At 39.3% G+C, this 19,050-nt stretch carries 20 protein-coding genes, 1 other RNA gene and 1 riboswitch; of the genes, 8 read left to right on the top strand and 13 right to left on the bottom strand.

All coding sequences use genetic code 11. The features are described from left to right. The first annotated feature begins 53 nt into the window (after positions 1-53). On the top strand, positions 54-248 hold the full coding sequence (locus LIS78_RS11480) for a hypothetical protein (protein WP_209151604.1): 195 nt from the start codon (positions 54-56) through the stop codon (positions 246-248). 1 nt (position 249) lies between these two features. Here the strand turns inward: LIS78_RS11480 and LIS78_RS11475 are convergent, their stop codons facing one another. The 4 genes from LIS78_RS11475 to LIS78_RS11460 form a co-directional block, all read right to left on the bottom strand. Beyond that, a complete protein-coding gene (locus LIS78_RS11475; protein WP_252285182.1) occupies positions 250-1,035 on the bottom strand; it encodes an ABC transporter ATP-binding protein in 786 nt (261 codons plus the stop codon). Between the two features lie 18 nt (positions 1,036-1,053). Further along, complete coding sequence (locus LIS78_RS11470; RefSeq protein WP_252285181.1) at positions 1,054-1,536, bottom strand: GNAT family N-acetyltransferase; 483 nt, start codon at positions 1,534-1,536, stop codon at positions 1,054-1,056. A 158-nt stretch (positions 1,537-1,694) separates the two neighbouring features. Continuing rightward, positions 1,695-2,171, bottom strand: a complete 477-nt coding sequence (locus LIS78_RS11465) for a site-2 protease family protein (protein ID WP_116072514.1) — start codon at positions 2,169-2,171, stop codon at positions 1,695-1,697. Between the two features lie 146 nt (positions 2,172-2,317). Continuing rightward, a complete protein-coding gene (locus tag LIS78_RS11460; RefSeq protein ID WP_229754639.1) occupies positions 2,318-3,136 on the bottom strand; it encodes an AraC family transcriptional regulator in 819 nt (272 codons plus the stop codon). 138 nt (positions 3,137-3,274) lie between these two features. Here LIS78_RS11460 and lacZ point away from each other — a divergent pair, with 138 nt between their 5' ends. Continuing rightward, positions 3,275-6,379, top strand: coding sequence for a beta-galactosidase, LacZ type (gene lacZ / locus LIS78_RS11455; protein ID WP_252285180.1), 3,105 nt, complete (start codon positions 3,275-3,277; stop codon positions 6,377-6,379). A 36-nt stretch (positions 6,380-6,415) separates the two neighbouring features. Here lacZ and LIS78_RS11450 read toward each other — a convergent pair whose 3' ends face one another. The 4 genes from LIS78_RS11450 to LIS78_RS11435 form a co-directional block, all read right to left on the bottom strand. After that, complete coding sequence (locus tag LIS78_RS11450) at positions 6,416-7,327, bottom strand: EamA family transporter (RefSeq protein ID WP_195780183.1); 912 nt, start codon at positions 7,325-7,327, stop codon at positions 6,416-6,418. A gap of 98 nt (positions 7,328-7,425) precedes the next feature. Continuing rightward, complete coding sequence (locus LIS78_RS11445; RefSeq protein WP_195780184.1) at positions 7,426-9,342, bottom strand: vWA domain-containing protein; 1,917 nt, start codon at positions 9,340-9,342, stop codon at positions 7,426-7,428. Positions 9,343-9,353: 11 nt separating this feature from the next. After that, complete coding sequence (locus LIS78_RS11440) at positions 9,354-10,268, bottom strand: ATP-binding protein (RefSeq protein ID WP_013056870.1); 915 nt, start codon at positions 10,266-10,268, stop codon at positions 9,354-9,356. Between the two features lie 131 nt (positions 10,269-10,399). Next, complete coding sequence (locus LIS78_RS11435) at positions 10,400-10,630, bottom strand: YkvS family protein (RefSeq protein ID WP_013056869.1); 231 nt, start codon at positions 10,628-10,630, stop codon at positions 10,400-10,402. Positions 10,631-11,051: 421 nt separating this feature from the next. On the opposite strand from LIS78_RS11435, the gene LIS78_RS11430 reads away from it, so the two are divergent. The 3 genes from LIS78_RS11430 to LIS78_RS31355 all read left to right on the top strand — a co-directional run bounded on the left by LIS78_RS11430 (position 11,052) and on the right by LIS78_RS31355 (position 12,995). Next, on the top strand, positions 11,052-11,546 hold the full coding sequence (locus tag LIS78_RS11430) for an RNA polymerase sigma factor (protein ID WP_195780186.1): 495 nt from the start codon (positions 11,052-11,054) through the stop codon (positions 11,544-11,546). Beyond that, positions 11,543-12,733 carry an anti-sigma factor gene (locus tag LIS78_RS11425; protein WP_252285178.1) on the top strand — a complete coding sequence of 397 codons (1,191 nt, stop codon included), beginning with the start codon at positions 11,543-11,545 and terminating at the stop codon, positions 12,731-12,733. The genes LIS78_RS11430 and LIS78_RS11425 overlap by 4 nt, the downstream gene beginning before the upstream one ends. Positions 12,734-12,869: 136 nt before the next feature. Further along, positions 12,870-12,995: a hypothetical protein gene (locus tag LIS78_RS31355; protein WP_268241066.1), complete on the top strand. Its 126-nt coding sequence runs from the start codon at positions 12,870-12,872 to the stop codon at positions 12,993-12,995. Positions 12,996-13,069: 74 nt separating this feature from the next. Here LIS78_RS31355 and LIS78_RS11420 read toward each other — a convergent pair whose 3' ends face one another. Beyond that, positions 13,070-13,522 (bottom strand): helix-turn-helix transcriptional regulator, encoded by a 453-nt coding sequence (locus tag LIS78_RS11420; protein ID WP_041816549.1) that lies wholly within the window; start codon positions 13,520-13,522, stop codon positions 13,070-13,072. Between the two features lie 153 nt (positions 13,523-13,675). On the opposite strand from LIS78_RS11420, the gene LIS78_RS11415 reads away from it, so the two are divergent. The 3 genes from LIS78_RS11415 (at position 13,676) to LIS78_RS11405 (ending at position 15,158) form a co-directional block, all read left to right on the top strand. Then, a complete protein-coding gene (locus tag LIS78_RS11415) occupies positions 13,676-14,296 on the top strand; it encodes a hypothetical protein (protein WP_252285177.1) in 621 nt (206 codons plus the stop codon). A gap of 109 nt (positions 14,297-14,405) precedes the next feature. Next, a non-coding RNA gene (gene ssrS, locus LIS78_RS11410) (6S RNA) lies at positions 14,406-14,583 on the top strand. Positions 14,584-14,729: 146 nt separating this feature from the next. Further along, positions 14,730-15,158 (top strand): pyridoxamine 5'-phosphate oxidase family protein, encoded by a 429-nt coding sequence (locus LIS78_RS11405; RefSeq protein WP_013082985.1) that lies wholly within the window; start codon positions 14,730-14,732, stop codon positions 15,156-15,158. Positions 15,159-15,185: 27 nt separating this feature from the next. Here the strand turns inward: LIS78_RS11405 and thiE are convergent, their stop codons facing one another. The 4 genes from thiE to LIS78_RS11385 form a co-directional block, all read right to left on the bottom strand. Further along, on the bottom strand, positions 15,186-15,830 hold the full coding sequence (gene thiE / locus LIS78_RS11400) for a thiamine phosphate synthase (RefSeq protein ID WP_252285176.1): 645 nt from the start codon (positions 15,828-15,830) through the stop codon (positions 15,186-15,188). Between the two features lie 13 nt (positions 15,831-15,843). Further along, a complete protein-coding gene (gene thiM, locus LIS78_RS11395) occupies positions 15,844-16,650 on the bottom strand; it encodes a hydroxyethylthiazole kinase (protein ID WP_013056862.1) in 807 nt (268 codons plus the stop codon). A gap of 75 nt (positions 16,651-16,725) precedes the next feature. Further along, a riboswitch (TPP riboswitch) is annotated at positions 16,726-16,834 on the bottom strand. 192 nt (positions 16,835-17,026) lie between these two features. Further along, positions 17,027-18,244 carry an MFS transporter gene (locus LIS78_RS11390; protein WP_209151595.1) on the bottom strand — a complete coding sequence of 406 codons (1,218 nt, stop codon included), beginning with the start codon at positions 18,242-18,244 and terminating at the stop codon, positions 17,027-17,029. A gap of 96 nt (positions 18,245-18,340) precedes the next feature. Next, positions 18,341-18,940: a TetR/AcrR family transcriptional regulator gene (locus LIS78_RS11385; RefSeq protein ID WP_195780190.1), complete on the bottom strand. Its 600-nt coding sequence runs from the start codon at positions 18,938-18,940 to the stop codon at positions 18,341-18,343. Positions 18,941-19,050: the final 110 nt, after the last annotated feature.

Here is a 19,050-nt window from a genome sequence, read left to right as displayed (position 1 = left end):
CCCAAGCCTTTTGTGAATAAAGTAACATAACGATATAACCAAAGGAGCCAACGATGACAGCTTATGATTCCTCTTCTTTTGTATTTGTAACCATTGATAAACATGACATTGCTGCTTTTTTACTAATTGATATTATTTGCAGCACCACTATTTATGTAGCATGTAAACATTATCTCCACAATGAGCTTGTTTCCATCGCAAGCAGCGCTCTTTTTCCCGTGGTATGTAAGAAGGTTTCTCGACGCTAGCTCAGCTTTTTACCGGTTCTTTTAATGACAGCCAAGTGCGTTCCTTCTGCTGCTGAATCTCTACGGAGTGATTAAAAAATTTAGAAAGATGCGGCTCAGTGAGCTGGTCTTTCGTTTTTCCAGAAGAAAACACTTCTCCTTGGCGCATACAAAGCGTATGGGTAAAGCACGGCAAAATTTCTTCTACATGGTGAGTAACATAAATAAGCGTAGGCGCTTTTGGCTGCTCTGCCATTTTTGCAATCAGCTGAAGAAGCTGTTCTCGGGCTATTATGTCTAGACCTGTACATGGCTCATCAAGTATTAAAAGCTTTGGTGAAGCCATAAGAGCTCGGGCAATTAGCACTCGCTGGCGCTCTCCTTGAGAAAGTGTTCCGTACGCCTGATTTTGTAAATCTTCGCAATTTAGCAGCTGCATTAATTCTATGGCTTGGTTCATATCTTTTTGCTCCACTTGTTCATATAAACCAATAGATGCAAATTTTCCGCTTAAAATCATTTCTAAAACCGTATCGTCATCTCGAAACCGCTGTTGAAGCGAAGAACTTACCCATCCGATTTCTTTTCTGAGCTCAGACAGATTTGTTTCTCCAAATCTCCTTGAAAGAACTTCTACTTGACCTTTTGTAGGCCAGATATATCCGTTGATTATATTTAAAAGCGTCGTTTTTCCGGAACCATTTAACCCAAGTAAACACCAATGTTCCCCTTTTTCCACTAGCCACGACACCTTTTTTAAAATTTCTTTTTCTGCTCGTTTTACCGAAACGTTCTTAATGTTGATCATGCTAACACTCCTATACTCTCATTTTTCATTATATATACTATAAAAGAATAATGATTTATCCCATTTGTTAACTTGCTTTTCTTTTTTCATGCCAATTCTTTCAGCCACTTTAATCGATGGGTAATTGTCAGGATCTATTAATGATATAATCTTCTGAAATTTCAGCGTATGAAGTCCATAATCTAAGCAAGCTTTTGCTGCTTCACTCGCATAGCCTTTCCCCCAGCGGCTGCGTAAAAATAAATAACCAAGTTCTGGATCTACCTTTCCGTCTACTTTTTGAAGAACCATGCCGCACTGCCCTAGAAACTCTCCTTTCTGTTTATCCTCAGCGACCCACATGCTAATGCCGTATGTTTGATAATGCTGCTTCATCCATTGAATCCAGCGGCGTGTGTCTTGTTCGCTTTTAGTAGAAGAATAATACTTCATTGCTTCAGCATCCTCAAAAATTTTTAGTAAATTTCCTGCATCGCTTTCAGCCATGGCTCGCAGCGTCATTCGTTCGGTCTCAATAATCGTATGAATCCTCTCCTTTCTTACATTCCATCATCTACTATCTTTATTATCCGCTACTATTTTCTTTTCGTAAAGTTTTCCTTTTTTTATTTAAATGAACGAGAAAAAGCGTACCAAAAAAGGCTGCTACACACAGCCCTTTAATCTGGATCACACGTTTTCCCGTACCGTAATACGTTATATATAGCACGTCCATCACTTGCAGATGTCTCTGTATATTGAATTGGCAGCAGTGAGAAAATAACATAATAGACTGAAAAATAAACAAATTGATAGCAAAATATATCTTCAGGCAGAATATTAGCCATAATTAATCCATTTATTATAAAAATAGTAAGCAAATTAAACAGTACACCACCCGCATACACCACTGCATGAGAAATGCGGCTGTCATTCTTAAGATTTTCATATTTACAAAACGAGTCTAAAAAATAGACTGACTTAATTTTAAACTTCCCCATTTTAAGAATCGTTTTCCCTCGCCCAATAGTAAAATCGACCTTCCCTCCGAAAATAATTGCCATGACGGAATGCCCCAGCTGATGAATAAATGATACAAGTGGCAATACAAGACAGAATGACCACACAAACTTTGGAAGATCATTTAACCCAAACACGTTTATCCCTCCTTTTTGTTTCTTCTCTCTACTTTTCCTCCCCGTTTTCACTTAAAACTACATTTAATTTCTTTTTTTAAACTCATACGAAATAACCACCATCCACATCATGTCTTATGACCTAGATAAAACTCGATGTATGTAGCTTATGAAAAATACATTTTCCGAAAAATAGTTGGCGTAACGTTTTCCTGTTCTTTGAAGCGCTTGATAAAATAGCTTGGATGTTCATACCCTACTTGTCTTGCTATATCTTGTACAGAGATTTGGTTGTTTTTAAGCAGCAGTTTCTTTGCTTTTTGAATCCGCACGCGCGTTACGTATTCAAATGGCCGGATGCCAAGAGATTGTTGAAAAAGCAAACACGTATACTGCTCCGTTACGTTGAGCTGCTGCGCCAGTACTTCTAGCGTTAACGGCTGATGATAATATTCCTCGATATAACGAAGGACTGGGTTGAGCTGAGTAATTTGCTGCAGGCGACTTTTGCTTTCTATATATACGCTGTCCTGCCGAAGTTTTAAAATGACGCTATATAGTAGTTCAGAGCACTGCATGGTGCTAGAGGTATGATTTTCTTCTAATCGATTCATTAGTTCTTGAAGCATCCTGTAAAGACTTTCAGCATTTGTAAGGACGATTTTTCCCGAATTAATAAATTGAAGAGAAAGCATGATATCATCAATCACACTTCCGTTAAACGAAACCCAGCATACTTGCCATTCGCTCGTAACGGGATAGTATTCATGCGGAACGTGCGGCGTCAGAAACATCCCTTCATTTTCTTTTATAATATAAACCTCGTCATTTACACGAAGCTCGCCTCTTCCTTTTATACATTGAATCCATTGATAATCAGGAAACTCTCCCTGACGGTTAATATGCGTTTGATGTCTCCAGCTTCCAGCGCTTGTAACATAAAATGGCAGTTTCATATCTTCATCTGAAAGAGCCGGAAAGTACATACGGTCCACATTACTTCCCCCTTTTTATGTGAATATAGTTATATTATCATGAAAATAATTAGATTGATAAGGTTTTCAGAAAACGTTATCATTTTCATATAAACTAATAACCTAGTAATCTAGAAATGAGGGATCGACATGTTAAAAACCGGCAAGAAATTTAATTATACAGCACCTGCAAACGGATACCCTGAATGGAATAACAACCCTGAAATTTTTCAATTGAACCGTTCGAAAGCACACGCTTTACTTATGCCTTATCAAACGGTCGAAGAGGCCTTAAAAAATGATAGAAAATCTTCTGTTTACTATCAAAGCTTAAATGGCAGCTGGTACTTCCATTTTGCTGAAAATGCAGATGGCTGCGTCAAAAACTTTTTCGCTCCTGAGTTTTCATATAAGAAATGGGACTCTATTTCAGTTCCTTCACACTGGCAGCTGCAAGGATATGACTATCCTCAATATACAAACGTGACATACCCTTGGGTTGAAAACGAAGAGCTCGAACCTCCTTTTGCACCGACTAAATATAACCCTGTAGGTCAGTACGTCCGTACTTTTACACCTAAATCAGAATGGAAAGATCAGCCGGTGTACGTCAGCTTCCAAGGCGTCGAATCTGCTTTTTACGTATGGATTAACGGTGAGTTTGTTGGATACAGCGAAGACAGCTTTACTCCAGCTGAATTTGATATAACTTCTTACCTTCAAGAAGGTGAAAATACGATAGCAGTAGAAGTATATCGCTGGAGTGATGCAAGCTGGCTTGAAGACCAAGATTTTTGGCGAATGAGCGGCATCTTCCGAGATGTGTATCTCTATTCTACTCCACCGGTTCACATCTATGACTTTAGCGTTCGTTCGTCGCTTGATAACAACTACCAAGATGGTGAACTTATCATTTCAGCTGATATTTTAAATTACTTTGAGCACGATACTCAAGATCTAACATTTGAAGCCATACTGTATGACGCGGATGGCCAAGAAGTACTACAAGCTCCGCTGCAAACAAATTTAAGTGTGAGCGATCAATGTACAGTCTCCTTGCGTACACACATTAAAAGCCCTGCAAAATGGAGCGCAGAAAGTCCTAATTTGTATACGCTTGTACTCAGCTTAAAGAATTCTGCTGGTTTTATTATTGAAACAGAAAGCTGTAAAGTCGGCTTCCGTACGTTTGAACTAAAGAACGGTCTTATGACAATCAACGGCAAGCGTATTGTACTTCGAGGAGTGAATCGCCACGAATTCGATTCAGTAAAAGGCCGGGCAGGCATCACGCGCGAAGACATGCTTCACGACATTTTGCTGATGAAACAGCATAATATTAACGCGGTGCGTACGTCCCATTATCCTAACGATTCAGTATGGTATGAACTATGTGATGAATACGGACTGTACGTTATTGATGAAACCAATTTAGAAACGCACGGAACGTGGACTTATTTACAAGAAGGTGAGCAAAAAGCCGTTCCAGGAAGCAAGCCAGAATGGAAAGAAAACGTATTGGATCGCTGTCGTTCGATGTACGAACGTGACAAAAACCACCCTTCTATCATTATTTGGTCGCTTGGAAACGAATCATTTGGCGGAGAAAACTTTCAGCATATGTATACCTTTTTTAAAGAAAAAGATTCCACGAGACTTGTTCATTACGAAGGAATTTTCCATCATCGCGACTATGATGCTTCAGATATAGAAAGCACGATGTACGTTAAGCCAGCAGATGTAGAGCGCTATGCATTAATGAATCCGAAAAAACCTTACATCTTATGTGAATACAGTCATGCAATGGGCAATTCATGCGGAAATCTGTACAAATACTGGGAGCTGTTCGAACAATATCCAATCTTGCAAGGCGGTTTTATATGGGACTGGAAAGATCAAGCTCTTCAAACAACAGCAGAAGACGGTACTTCTTACTTAGCTTACGGGGGAGATTTTGGTGATACGCCAAACGATGGCAACTTCTGCGGAAACGGCTTAATTTTTGCTGATGGGACAGCTAGCCCAAAAATTGCAGAAGTAAAAAAATGCTATCAGCCCGTAAAGTGGACAGCAATCGACGCTGCTAAAGGAAAATTTGTCGTTCAAAACAAACACTTGTTTACAAACTTGAACGCCTATGATTTTGTTTGGACTGTTGAAAAAAACGGTGAACTCGTTGAAAAACATGCGTCTCTTTTAAATGTAGCTCCTGATGGTACAGACGAACTGACGCTTTCTTATCCTCTTTATGAGCAAGAAAATGAAACTGATGAATTTGTTTTAACTCTTTCTCTCAGATTGTCCAAAGATACAGCTTGGGCTTCAGCAGGATATGAAGTGGCGTACGAACAGTTTGTACTGCCTGCGAAAACCGCTGTACCTTCAGTAAAAGCTGCTCATCCTGCTTTAACCGTTGACCAAAACGAACAAACGCTTACGGTTACAGGAACTAACTTCACGGCTATTTTTGATAAGCGAAAAGGACAGTTTATCTCTTACAACTATGAGCACACCGAGCTGCTTGCGTCGGGTTTCCGTCCGAATTTTTGGCGTGCAGTAACCGATAATGACCTCGGAAATAAATTGCATGAAAGATGTCAAACGTGGCGTCAAGCAAGCTTAGAGCAGCATGTGCAAAAAATAAGTGTTCAGCCGCAAATTGACTTTGTTATCATTTCGGTTGAACTAGCTTTAGACAACTCTCTTGCTTCTTGCTATGTAACGTATACGCTATATAACGATGGTGAAATGAAGATTGAACAATCTTTAGCACCTTCTGAGACAATGCCTGAAATTCCTGAAATCGGCATGCTGTTTACGATGGATGAGACTTTTGATTCTTTAACATGGTACGGAAGAGGCCCTCATGAAAATTATTGGGACCGTAAAACTGGCGCTAAGATTGGCCTTCATAAAGGCAGTGTAAAAGAGCAAGTCACACCGTATCTACGCCCTCAAGAATGCGGAAACAAAACGGACGTTAGATGGGCCACTATTACAAATGATCAAGGACGCGGCTTTTTGCTAAAAGGTTTGCCAACAGTCGAGCTGAATGCTTTACCTTACTCACCTTTTGAACTGGAGGCTTACGATCATTTTTACAAATTGCCGTCAAGCGATTCAGTAACCGTGCGGGTTAACTACAAGCAAATGGGCGTTGGCGGAGACGACAGCTGGGGAGCTAAAACACATCCTGATTACACACTATATGCTAACCGCTCGTATACAAACACGTTTACGCTAAAACCTCTATAAAAGTAAAAAGGACTTTCATTTGAAAGTCCTTTTTACTTATGATGTCACCTCTGGCTTTCGCTGAGAAAGCAAAAATACCGTAGCGATAATAAGAATCGTACCTAACCACTCCGTCCATCCAAAGGTCACATGAAGCCACAGAACAGAGAGCGCAGCTGCTGATAAAGGCTCTGCTGACGCAAGAACAATGGCTTCAGAAGCGCTAATATGCTTCAAACTTTCCAAATAGCAATAAAATGCAATGAGCGTTCCGAAGATGATTACAAATAACACCGCACACATCGACAATAGCGACCACTCACCGGCTATATGCCACGGCGGGTGAATAAATGAAAAACTTACGCCGCCTATCACCATTCCCCAGCCTACTACTTCAATTGAGCTCCATTTCGCAAGAAGGCGTTTAGGCTGAAGCGTATAAAAAGCAGACGTCACGGCTGCCCCAATCCCCCAAAACAACGCCCATCCTGTAATAGACAGCTCGTTAAAATTTCCGCTTGTTGCAAGAAAAAATGTCCCCGTTATGACGAGCGCAACAGAAATCATTTCTACTTTCACCGGCCACTTTCTTGCTTGCACAGCTAAATAGCCAATAATAAATATTGGTGACGTATATTGAAGCACTGTAGCTGTAGCAGCGTTTCCTGCTTCAATAGCTGCAAAATATGTATACTGCACGCCGAGCATACCGATTACACCAAACAAAAGTAGCGAAGTCCTCTCTTCTTTTGTTTTCCAAATCGCAAAAATATTGCGCTGCTTAGAGGCTATTGCCAAAAGCAATAATCCAGATACTAACATACGAACGACGACCAGCCATTCTGCGTTAAAACTCTTATGCTGAAATAAATATTGAGCCACCGTGCCAGATACTCCCCACATTGTGGCACCAATAATTACAAGCAGCAGCCCCCATGCTCTTTTAGATGACGTTTGAACTCCTTCCACTTGCCATTCCTTCTCTCTTATATATATATATTTAACTTACCTCGCTCCTCTTTAACGGTCAATAGCAAAAAAAGTCGAAGCAATATGCTTCGACTTTTTTAAATGCTTTTATGAAGTAATTTCTTGAGTAAAGGAAATAGCACATCGGGAAGTTCTTCGATGTTTGGTACTAGAATACTATATTTCCCGTACATATTTTGAATGGTTTTCTTTTGTCCTTCATCAATTTCCCCGTTGGATAAAAAGACATTGATGACTTCAATTCCGTGCTTGCGTGCTTCTAATACCGCTTCGTGCGTATCTACAATACCATTTTGTTCATATCCCATAGCGGCTGGTTCCCCGTCTGAAAACACAAGTAAAAACTTCTGCTGTTCAGAACGCTGAAGCAAGCGGCGTGTCATATGGCGAATGGCAAATCCATCACGGTTGTCTTCTTCAGGCTCAAGCTGCATAATTTCAGGCCCGCTTTTACGCTTTAACGATGCTTGAAAGTCCATAACCGTCTGCAGGTAGTTAGGCTGGCTCGTTTCGGTGGCATCATTTGTATCTTCCCAAAACCCTACAATTTGATGAGGCACCATAACAGACTTTAACGCTTCATGAAATAGCGTAATCCCAAGCTTCGTTTCATCCATTTTGTCGTACATCGATGCGGAACAGTCAACTAAAAGAGAAAAGACAGCATCAATTTGCGCAGAATCTTCATCTTTTTTATAAAACAGACGAGGATTATCATCTGTCCATAGTTTTAGAAGTTTTTTATTTAATCGGCCAAAGTGCAGCTCGCTTCTAGGAAGCGTTTTTTTATGTTCAAGCGTTTTTTCAATCATTTGCTTTAATTTCTTTTGATACGATGCAATGATTTTTTTATTCTCATCATACTGAACAACGTGATCGTCGTTCGGAAGTTTAGAATCTATAAAAACAGCATAGGCATGCTTATTTTCTTTCCCATACTCATAATCCGCTTCCCCGTCTTTTTCCGGATGCGTTTGCTCCATGGCTTCGATTTGAGAATAATCGTTCCGCGATGTTTTTTGAGAAGACCCTTGTACCATGCCCATGGCTTGATCTCCATCATCGCCTTCACGAACACCATCGCCTAGCATGTCTGTTTTTGAGCCTTGATCCATATCAAACTGTAGAAAACTTTGCGTCGCCTCGCTTGTCTCTCGATGCCACATTTCCATTTTCTCTTCGTGAATGTCTTCATCTCCGTCTTTTTCATGCTCTAAAATATCATCGTTCACTAATGAATCTTTGCGTTTTAAATCTTCAAATGTTAACCCTTCTTCTAACTGATCATACTGGAGTTCAGCCAAGAAGAAATAAGTATTAAGCATATCTTTTTCGATAATATCATCAAAAACATCTACAAGTTCAAGGCAGATGCGAGACACATCTTTTGTTGTTTTAGCTTCATATGCATTTGTTAGCTGTCTGCGAATAAAAGGCATCGCTAAGTTAATCGATTCACTCATTGAAGGAATTTCTTCAAATGGATTTTCAGCCGTCAATAGCAAGTAGATGCCGTTAAAAAGTGCATCCGTATACACGCTTTTTGTTAAATTTGCGCTCATTTGTGTAGCGAAATATTTTCTGTAGAGCTGTCTTCTGACTGCGAAGGCTTTTTTCGTTCCAGGACGTTCGCGTTTGCATACTTCTTCTAAGCGAATATCTTCAAACAGCATAAACAGCTGCTTAGCTAAGCTAGGTACCGACGTTTTATTTATTTTCTTTAAATATGCATTAATTTCTTTGAAGTTTGAATGCTTATAGCTTCCAATACTTCTTAAAAATACATCACTTTTTAAGCCGTATACTTTGTCTTCTTCTGGACGGTTATCCCAAAAGTGACTGAGATAAATAATGCCGTGTACAGGATCATAATAAGAAGAAACGCGATACTCTACTTCAATTTCATCATTTTTTGTTAATGTTTTCGTTAAATCTGCCAGCTCCATATAGAGAAAGGAATCTACATTTTTGTCGTTAAATTTAATAAATCGCATAGCGCCACTCCCTACTCAAATAATGTTTCAGCAATATTTTGAATGGCGGCTTTTTCCCTTTCATCTTCTAGCTTTTCAATAATACCGCGTTTAATCGCGCGAAGAGGCGGCATATAAAGAGCTAAATCACACGTATCGATAAGCGCACGAATAGACGCAGCTTCTTCTGATACATGGCCGCTTTGAACTTGAGTAATTAAATCTGCAGAGAGCGTGACAAATTTATCAATTAATTTTTCGTCTTTTAACTGAGACTGAGACATCAGAACTTGCTTTAAGCTGCCTCCTTGAATATACGGCACTTCAATAACAACAAAACGATTTTTTAACGCTTCGTTTAATGGAACAGTACCAACATACCCCTCATTAATAGCCGCTACTACGCCGAACGTTTGCTGACCGCGTACTACATCTCCAGTGAATGGGTTCGTAATCATTTTCCGATAGTCAAGGACCCCGTTTAAAATAGGAAGCGTTTCAGGTTTAGCCATGTTAATTTCATCAATATATAATAAATGGCCTTTTTTCATTGCTTGAATAACAGGTCCTTCCACAAACTCAATACCTGTTTTCCCTTCTTGTTCAGCAATTGTTTTAAAGCCAAGCAGCGCTTCTGCATCTAAGTCAACCGAGCAGTTAACGCTATGCATCGGCTGAGAAAATAAATGCGACAGCGTTTCAGCAAGCTTTGTTTTACCTGAACCTGTTGGCCCTTTTAAAAGTACGTTTTTCCCTAGTGACAAGGCAATAATGGCATCTTCTAAAATATCTGCTTCTTCTGCTGTATAGCCGCCTTTTCCAATTAATAGCTGATCAGCATCGGACAAATTTTCATATTTACGATTCGCTAAAAGCGAAAGAACCTCTTGTGGTAATGATAATTGTGATAGTTGAATTGACATAACAAAAATCCTTTCTTTCTGCATACTTTCTATAGTTTACTAAAAAACATTCTTCTTCTCAAAGAATTGCTTTACCTACGCTTTTCTCTAAGGTTTCCGATAGAAAAATCGCAGTCTTTAAACATATATTCAGTAAAAAAAAGTAGGTTATTCACCTACTTTTTTACGATTTTATAGTTTTTATGATTAACGACTGTTTTCATGGATTCGCCCGTTTCAGCATCTTTCCCAAAATCTACGATAACCGAATTGTCTCGCACTACCATAACAATTCCTTTAAATCCTTTATAGTCGCCTTTTTTAGGCTGAATCGTATCGCCAACTTTAGCTGCTTTGACTTTAGGTGCTTGTTCTTCTGTACCTTGTGTATTTTCTACGTCCATCATGACCCCACCTTTTCCAATTTACCGTGTTTTTTATAAGTGAAAACACAATTTAATTTACTTTTTGTTGAAAATACTTAGTTTATTTTCCCACAAACATCCATGGTTAAACACCATGTGTTTGCCCATTTTTATTTTGCAAACAAACGCTGTATTTTTTATTATGTATGTAGCTGTTTTTTGTAAGAGCACATCCTTGTTCTATCATAACATTTTCTGTTTCCTTCGAACACCAATTACCCTTTAGTTTTTTAAAAAAATGACAAATTACACGGAATTATGTCGAATTTCATATGATTTTCTTTTTAGTATGATAAGCTATATATCGTATTTTAAGCATCTTTTATCTATTACATACGATTTTTGATAAAAAAACCGAAACTTTTATCCACAAATTGCGTTGATTAAATGAAAGGGGGAGAAAATGGCACAACAGCATAACTTTGAATACATTTATAAACAGCACATGCATGATTTGCTGCGCTATCTTCTCTCTCTTACTCGCAGAAAAGAATCAGCGGAAGATTTAATGCAGGAGACCTTTTACCGGGCACTTTTACACTTAGAAACATATAAAGGCGAGGAAGTGAAGCCTTGGCTGTTCAAAATTGCTTATCACGCCTTTATTGACTGGTATCGAAAAGAAAAAAAACGCCCTACTGTCGAAATAGAAGAATGGCACTTTACTCCTCAGCCAAGTGCTGAAGAACAAGTGATGATTCAAAGTGAAATCGACGGCTGGCTTTCTGATGTATCTGCCTTGCCTCCGGCTAAGCAGAATATTGTACTGTTACGAGATTATCATGGCTTCACATATGAAGAGATTGCAGAAATGACTGGCTTTACTCTGTCAAAAGTGAAAATGGACTTGTATCGTGGTCGTCAACAATTGAAAAAAAGAAAGGAAGAGGACGGATGAGCTGTCAAGATATGAAGCATCAATGGGAAAAATATAAAAACGGCACTTTGACAGACAAAGAAGCAGAAACACTTGAAGAACATACGGAAAATTGTGAAGCATGCTCAGCTCATTTGGAGCACTTGCTAACCGAAGATGAACCGTTATCGCCAACTCCATCAACTACTTCACTAAGTGACGATACGATGTTGGATAATAAAAAAGTTAAAAAGTCTATTTATATCGCCAAATGGAAGCAGCGCCTTTCAAATGTGACAACTGTCATTAGCTCTGTCGTTCTGCTATGGATAATCGGCAGCTTTTTATCTATTGTATATTATCATCAATCAAAAACCGAATACATAAACAGCGTGAATCAAGCGGCTATCGAATCTGCTTTTCCGAACGTTCATATACGTGAAACCACTTCTGATACACAGTCCTTTTTCCGAATGCAGTCGCAAATGGAAGCTTATAAGCAAATTGGACGTGAAGAGCAGGCCATTGGGACGTTTACATTTCATCAGCTGTTTGATAAAACGAGCGGTGTAGAAAAAGAATTTTCCGGCGGTAAATACGATCTTAACCTTTCCTTTGTCTATCCTGATCAAAAAAAACTAAAGCAGCATGCACAAGAGTATAAGGAATGGACGAATGAAACATGGAAAGCATTAGAAAATCTACCAAAAGGCACGGTAAGCGAAGTGGCTATTTCTTTTGATGGTACGTATTCGCTAAAAGAAGTTCAGCAAAAGATGAACGCCATCGACAGCCGTGATTTTTCTACCTCTTGGTACGCGCTTAATACAGGGCACGAACAAAAAACAAGCACAAAAGATGAGCCATTAATTGACTTAACATCAACATTTGGCTTTCCAGAGTTTTTAGACTTACCTTACGATCACAAAGGAAATCAAACCCACTCTACTAGCAAGTCGAACGTTTTAAATATGATGAAACTATTAGCCGATAATGAAGAAACGGTCCAAAAAGTTCGTGAGCTAGACCATTCCGATCTGTTGCTAAAGCAGCGATATTCTTATGTAAAAAAACATGGAGTCGGTGTGTACGGCGTTGTGATTACAGGGCCTACAAAAAAGCTTCTGAAATTAAAAAATGATCCGTCGATCACATATGCGTCACTTGGAGATGTAGAGCTATGGAATTGGTTCAGCCGTCCTTCATCCGGTACGTTAATGAATCAGTAGAGGCTGAGACAAAAGTATAGTAGTGGAAGAAAAATCCGAACGATGAATCAAGACTCTTGATGGAGAATCAAATTCGTTCGGATTTTTTTATGGATAGGGTGAACGTAGGTTTCGTATATGTGGGTGCTTCTAGCGGTTGATTGGAGGGCAAGGCAAAGACTCCTGCGGGAAAAGCAAGACCCCGCAGGAGCGGAAGCGACGAGGAGGCTCATCAGCCGCATGCGGAAAGCGAAGTCTTGAACGGAAATCAACAGCTGTGTGACAAGCGATTCAGCTCCTTTATCCCATTTGTTCGTCTTTAGATTGAAGTGATTTCGTTATGTCCCGGCCTCTTTTTTATTCATTCGTTAATTCTTCAAACCTTTTTACCGCTTCGCTTTTATCAAATGAACTAAACCATCGATAGTCTTGGTCATCTAAAATGCGATAGTGCTGACTAATCATATTTTGCTGCAGACGAAAAGAGCCTTCTTTTTGAATTTCTTTCCACCATACTCTTCCTCCGAGCGTTTTATCTTTTGGAGAAGATACGCCGTTATGAGCAATGATTTCTACTACTTCTAAAGGAACGTCTCCTAAAACCGATTGAAGGATTTCACTGTCACCAAACAAACCGCATACTGCAACAGTGGTCGTCCACCCTGCTTCCGTGCGCCCTTTTTCAATTTGAACCAATGTTTTTTTGGAAATGCCAATGACTTCAGCCATTCTGTCTTGTGAATAGTTTCTTTCTAAACGAATTAATCTTATTTTATCCGATACTGATTTAATCACTTCTTGTTTATTCATTTTCACAGCCCTTTCTTTCTATACACGCACATTTCTTTAGTGTAATATTACACCTAATTAAAGAAGAGTTTCAAGCGTTTCCCTTCGTCACAAGACGGGGAAATATACTGAAATGGTTTTTGTACACTAAAACAATTAAAAGGAGTTGAGAATATGTATATCATTGTATGGGCTATGCTTGTACTATACGCCTTGCTGCTAGCTCCGGGAGCAAGCGTCGCTAATGATTTGCTGTTTAAAAACCTTATCACAGGAAATTTTCAACAGGTAGATCCGCTCGTGGTTATGGTATTCTCTTTTTTAGGACTTTTCCCATTATTGTTTATGGTAATGATCTGTAAAAAAGATACATACAAACTGCCTGGATGGCCATTTTCTCTTCTATCATTTGCACTTGGAGCTTTTTCTCTTTTGTTCTATTATCAGTGGAAAGGACAAAAAGTTCGAACACGTTCGCGTATTCCTTCACGCTTCATTGCCATCATTTCTTCTCGTCTATGGATTGGACTATGCTTAGCGCTCACGATTGCAGGTTACGTATACGGATTATCCGTAGGTTCAATAAAAGCTTATGGAGATGCTTTTATGCAGTCACAGCTTGTTAGCGTGATGACCGCTGATTTTTTTGTTTTAACGTGGCTTTCTTACTGCGTTATGACAAAAGAAAGGATAGCGTCCCGGCCTTACCTTCTTTTATGTTTCATTCCAGTTGCGGGCCCTTTTCTTATTTTGTTACTGCTTCCCCGCCAAGATGTTAGAGAAGAAAAACTTTAAATAAAAGTCTTGCGTTCCATTCATTATTCCGTTATAATCATTTCTTGTACGATGAAAGTTGATTAATTAGAAAACATTTATATATCGGCATTTTATTTACATTTGTTATACATACCTGCGCTGTGCGTATACTCATGTTGTCTTAAACCTTTGAGTGTTAAAAGGGAGCTCAAAATTTAGCTGCAGATAGCACGCCTTTCTTGGGACGCTAAACCCGGCTATGAGGGCACCCACCTAGTAGATCTGGGTATTTAAGACACTTAGGGTTACGGCAGTGCGGGCTTATTTTTTAGTTAGCTGTAGCTAGCTTTTTTTATTTTTTAATTTATTAGTTTACATAATTATTTTATTGTTAACTTATATTTTTTTAGACATGTATGTTTTATTTATCTTCGATTGAGGAACATAAAAAGTAACAAAGGAGATGGATAAAATGAATGAACAAAAAATTGCTAAAAAAGTAAATGAAGTATTAGAAGGAAATCGTGTAGGAACATTAGCCACAGTTGTAAACAACAAACCCCACTCTCGCTATATGACATTCTTTAGCGATGAAGATGGTATCGCTCTTTACACACCAACAAATATCAATACACATAAGGCAGAAGAAATCGAAGCCAATCCGAACGTGCACGTACTATTGGGCTACAGCGGCGAAGGATATGGCGATCAATACTTAGAATTATCTGGTACAGCTGTTCTTCGTACTGGTGATCAATTAAAAGGGCGTATATGGAACGATCACATGAAAGAATGGTTTGACGGTCCAAATGACCCTGAGTATGTTGTTCTTGAAATTACGCCGAACGAAATTCGCTTTATGAATGAAGGCGAAGAAACTCCTCAAACTGTTCAGCTATAATAAAAAAGCGCACACTGTGCGCTTTTTTTATTTTCCTACCGCTTCTCTCAATTGAGCTGCTTTTTCTTTTGGAGACGCTGCTAAGCTAATAGCGGTAATAATAGAAACGCCATCTGCACCTGCTTCTACTACTTGTTTGGCATTTTCAGGCGTGATGCCACCGATTCCTACAATTGGAAAGTCAATATTCTGGTTTCGCACTTCTTCAATTAATTTTGTACCTTGCACTGCCTTTGCGTCTTTTTTTGTAGAAGTAGGAAAAACAGGTCCCATTCCTACATAATCCGCCCCGTCTTTTATCGCTTGCTGCAGCTCTTGTATATTATGAACAGAGACGCCCACAATTCCTTTTCCTATTTTCTCTCGAACAATATGAGCTTTTTCATCTTCTTGTCCAATATGAACGCCATCTGCTTGTAAGCGGATCGCTAAGTCCAGATCATCATTCACCACAAAAGGAACGTTGTGCTGCTGACAAATTTGCTGAAGTTCCTTCGCCAGCTGATATTTCACTTCTCCTGTTAGGGCACCTTCGCCTTTTTCGCGAAATTGAAACACGGTAACGCCGCCTTCAATTGCTTCTTTCAACACTTCTTTCGGATCTTTTGTACAGTTATTGCTGCCCATTATAAAATAAACTTGCAGCAGCTTTTTGATTTCTTCGTTTGTCATTTTCCGGCTCCTTTTAACGTTGATGTACTCTTGCATATGATTCAATATCCTGCCCAGATAAAAGATGAAGCTGATTTAACAGCTCAATTTGAAAGCTTCCCGGCCCTTCTTCACCTTTTTTCGCTGCGGCGATTTCACCTGCCACTCCGTAAAAACTTAAAGCAGCAACGCTTGCCTCGACATATTCTTTTTCTACAGCGGCGAAAGCTCCTATAATTGATGTCAGCAGACATCCTGTACCCGTCACTTTCGTAAATAACGGGTGACCGTTGTCTACTGTATACGTTGTGTTTCCATCTGTGATTACATCTTGTTTACCCGTGATAACAATCACTGTATCTAATTTGTTCGCTGCTTTCTCAGCAAGTTCAATGACGTCTCCTTGCCCTTCTAATGAATCAACGCCTTTAATGAGCCATGACTCGCCTACTACATTCGCAACTTCAGCAGCGTTACCACGAATAACTGCAATATTTAATTCTTCTACAAGCTGACGTGCCACTTCTGTACGAAACGGTGTCGCTCCGGCTCCTACAGGGTCAAAAATAACCGGCACGCCATTTTCATTTGCTGATTTTCCTGCTATTCTCATCGCTTCTACTTCTTGAGCCGTCAGTGTACCCATATTTAAGACAAGCGCTCCGGCGATTCGTGCCATGTCAGCCACTTCTTCCTTCGCATAAGCCATAACAGGTGAAGCTCCTAGTGCAAGCAGTCCATTTGCTGTAAAATTGGTTACCACAACATTCGTAATATTATGAACAAGCGGACTTGTATCTCTTACTTTTTCTAATTGAGCTGAAATTTTACTAATATCCATATTCTCTCACTCTTTTCATTTAGTTTTAACACTGCAAAAAAAAGACAAAAAAGCACCTTGCATGCGCAAAGTGCTTTGGTATGTACTCACATTCCCTGCGCTGGCATTATCCAACAGGTTCAAATGGTCAACAGGCGTCCCTGTACTCTCAGCCTGCCCCGCGCAAGCTCCCATACTATTCTTGTTACGTTTAAAGTTTACTATTAACCTTTTTTATTTGCAACCATTTCACGGTTTTGCCGATAAAATAAAGCTTCTCTATAGGCTGAGTGGCGTTGTAAACCTTACACCTTTACTAAAAGAATAATCAAAAGACCTCCAGTAAGCTACTAGAGGTCTTCTATTCCCTAATAATTCTATCATTTTTTCCTTATGGTTATTTCTCTTGAACCGCTTGATTTCTCACAGCTGTTTTTCTGTCCTTCCCTGCTCTTAAAGATAAAAGAAAACAAAGCAGCAGTACAAGTGCAGCTGATACGTACGGATAATTAATGTTTATATCAAAGAGAAAGCCTGCTACAACGGGTCCAATAATATTCCCAAGACTTGTATAAGCAGAATTTAGTCCGGCTACATACCCTTGGTCGTCTTGTGCCATCATCGACATTTGCGTGCTGATTGCCGGACGTAAAATATCTGTTGCTAAAAAGACGATGAATGTCACAACAATAATAAGCCAGTACGTGTGCACAAATAGCGTAAGTAAAATAAAAAGTCCCGTCATCATCAAGCAAAACGAAATCACTCTTTTTTCACCAAACTTATTTAAAATCCAGCCAAAAATCGTAACCTGCACTACAGCCCCCGCAATAGAGCCAAACGTAATAACAAACGCAATATCTTTTGGCGTAAAGCTAAATTTATGATCAACAAATAGTGAAAAAATCGTTTCATAATTGGATAATCCAAACGATGTCACAAAAACAATAATTAAACTTAAAAAATAAGGTTCTTTATAGGAATTCATAAGCTGCAGTAGCAGCCGATCTTCTTTTGGATTCTCATTGTTTGAAACAGCATGATTTTGTACAGGACGAGACTCTGGCAAAACAATTAACGTAATCACTGCTGCCAAGCCCCCTGCTACTGCGGCCATATAAAACGGTACGCGCATGCCGTATTCAGCTAAAAAGCCTCCGATGCCGGGCCCAATAATAAATCCTGTTGTAATCGCCGCCGTCACGTAGCCCATTCCTTTAGCGCGTTCTTTAGCAGACGTCACGTCCGCTGTATAGGCCATAACAGCAGGCATAATAAGCGCGGCTCCGACCCCGCCTAGCATTCTCGATACAAATAATAAAAGAGGTGTACTCACTGAACCAAAAAACCATTCAGACAGGGCAAAAACAATCATTCCCGCTACAATAATTTTCTTTCTCCCTAACGAATCTGATAACCGCCCCGCTAAAGGTGAAAACAGAAATTGAGTTAGTGAAAACACCGCTACTAAAAGTCCCATCACGCTGCCGTTGATATGAAGCTCCGTCATATATGTTGGCATAATTGGAATAACGAGACCGATTCCCGTAAAGATAATAAAAATATTTAGCATGAGCAGCAAAATCGCCGCTCGATTTCTTAACAATAATGACATATAAACCTCCTGATTACAAAAATACTGAACGTTCGGTCTATAAAAATCCAAAATAATGAGGGATTACTCATTACCGCAATAAGCATCCCCGATTATTTAAGAAGACCTTGCTATAATTCCGTTTAAAAATACATCAATTGCTGAATGGTAAAGCTGCAGGGCATTTTCCGTGTTCGTTTTTCGAGACATGCGGCTCATTCCAACAAACAGTCCTTCTAAAACTACTGCAAGCTGTTCTGCATTTTTATGAGAAAACTCTCCTTCATCAATGCCTTTTTGCAAAAGCTCGCGGTTAAACTCCACGTGTCGTTTCACCATCTCATCAATTCGCTCTTCGATATCGCTGCCCTTTTCCTCGTTGTTAAAAAACTCATCGGCGGCTTTCGTAAGAGGGTGATTCAAATCATCTAAAATAATTTGCTCCGCAATTCCAAAAAGCTTATCTCTTGTTGTTTTGTAAAGAGACTCTCTTTCTTTCCAGTTTCGTTCCCACTCGAGGTCCCATTCGTCTATTAAATAAAGAAAAAGCCCTTCTTTACTTTTAAAGTGATAATAAATATTCCCTTTACTGCTTCCCGTAGCTTCTACAATTTCCTCAATAGATGTAGCTTTATAGCCTTTTTGTGAAAACAATGCTTTAGCGGCATCTGCCACTTTTCTTTTGGTTTGTTCACTTTGAAGCTTTTTTTTATTCAAGCTATTTCCACCGCCCCGCACATTTATTATTTATACTGAACATTCGTTTTGTATTATCTGACACCTATACTACATAGGAAAAACCTTTTTGTCTAGTGAGAAAACCTAGT

It is taken from the genome of Priestia megaterium, assembly GCF_023824195.1.
GTDB lineage: Bacteria > Bacillota > Bacilli > Bacillales > Bacillaceae_H > Priestia > Priestia megaterium_D.
This window is presented reverse-complemented; position numbering and strand designations above follow the sequence as displayed.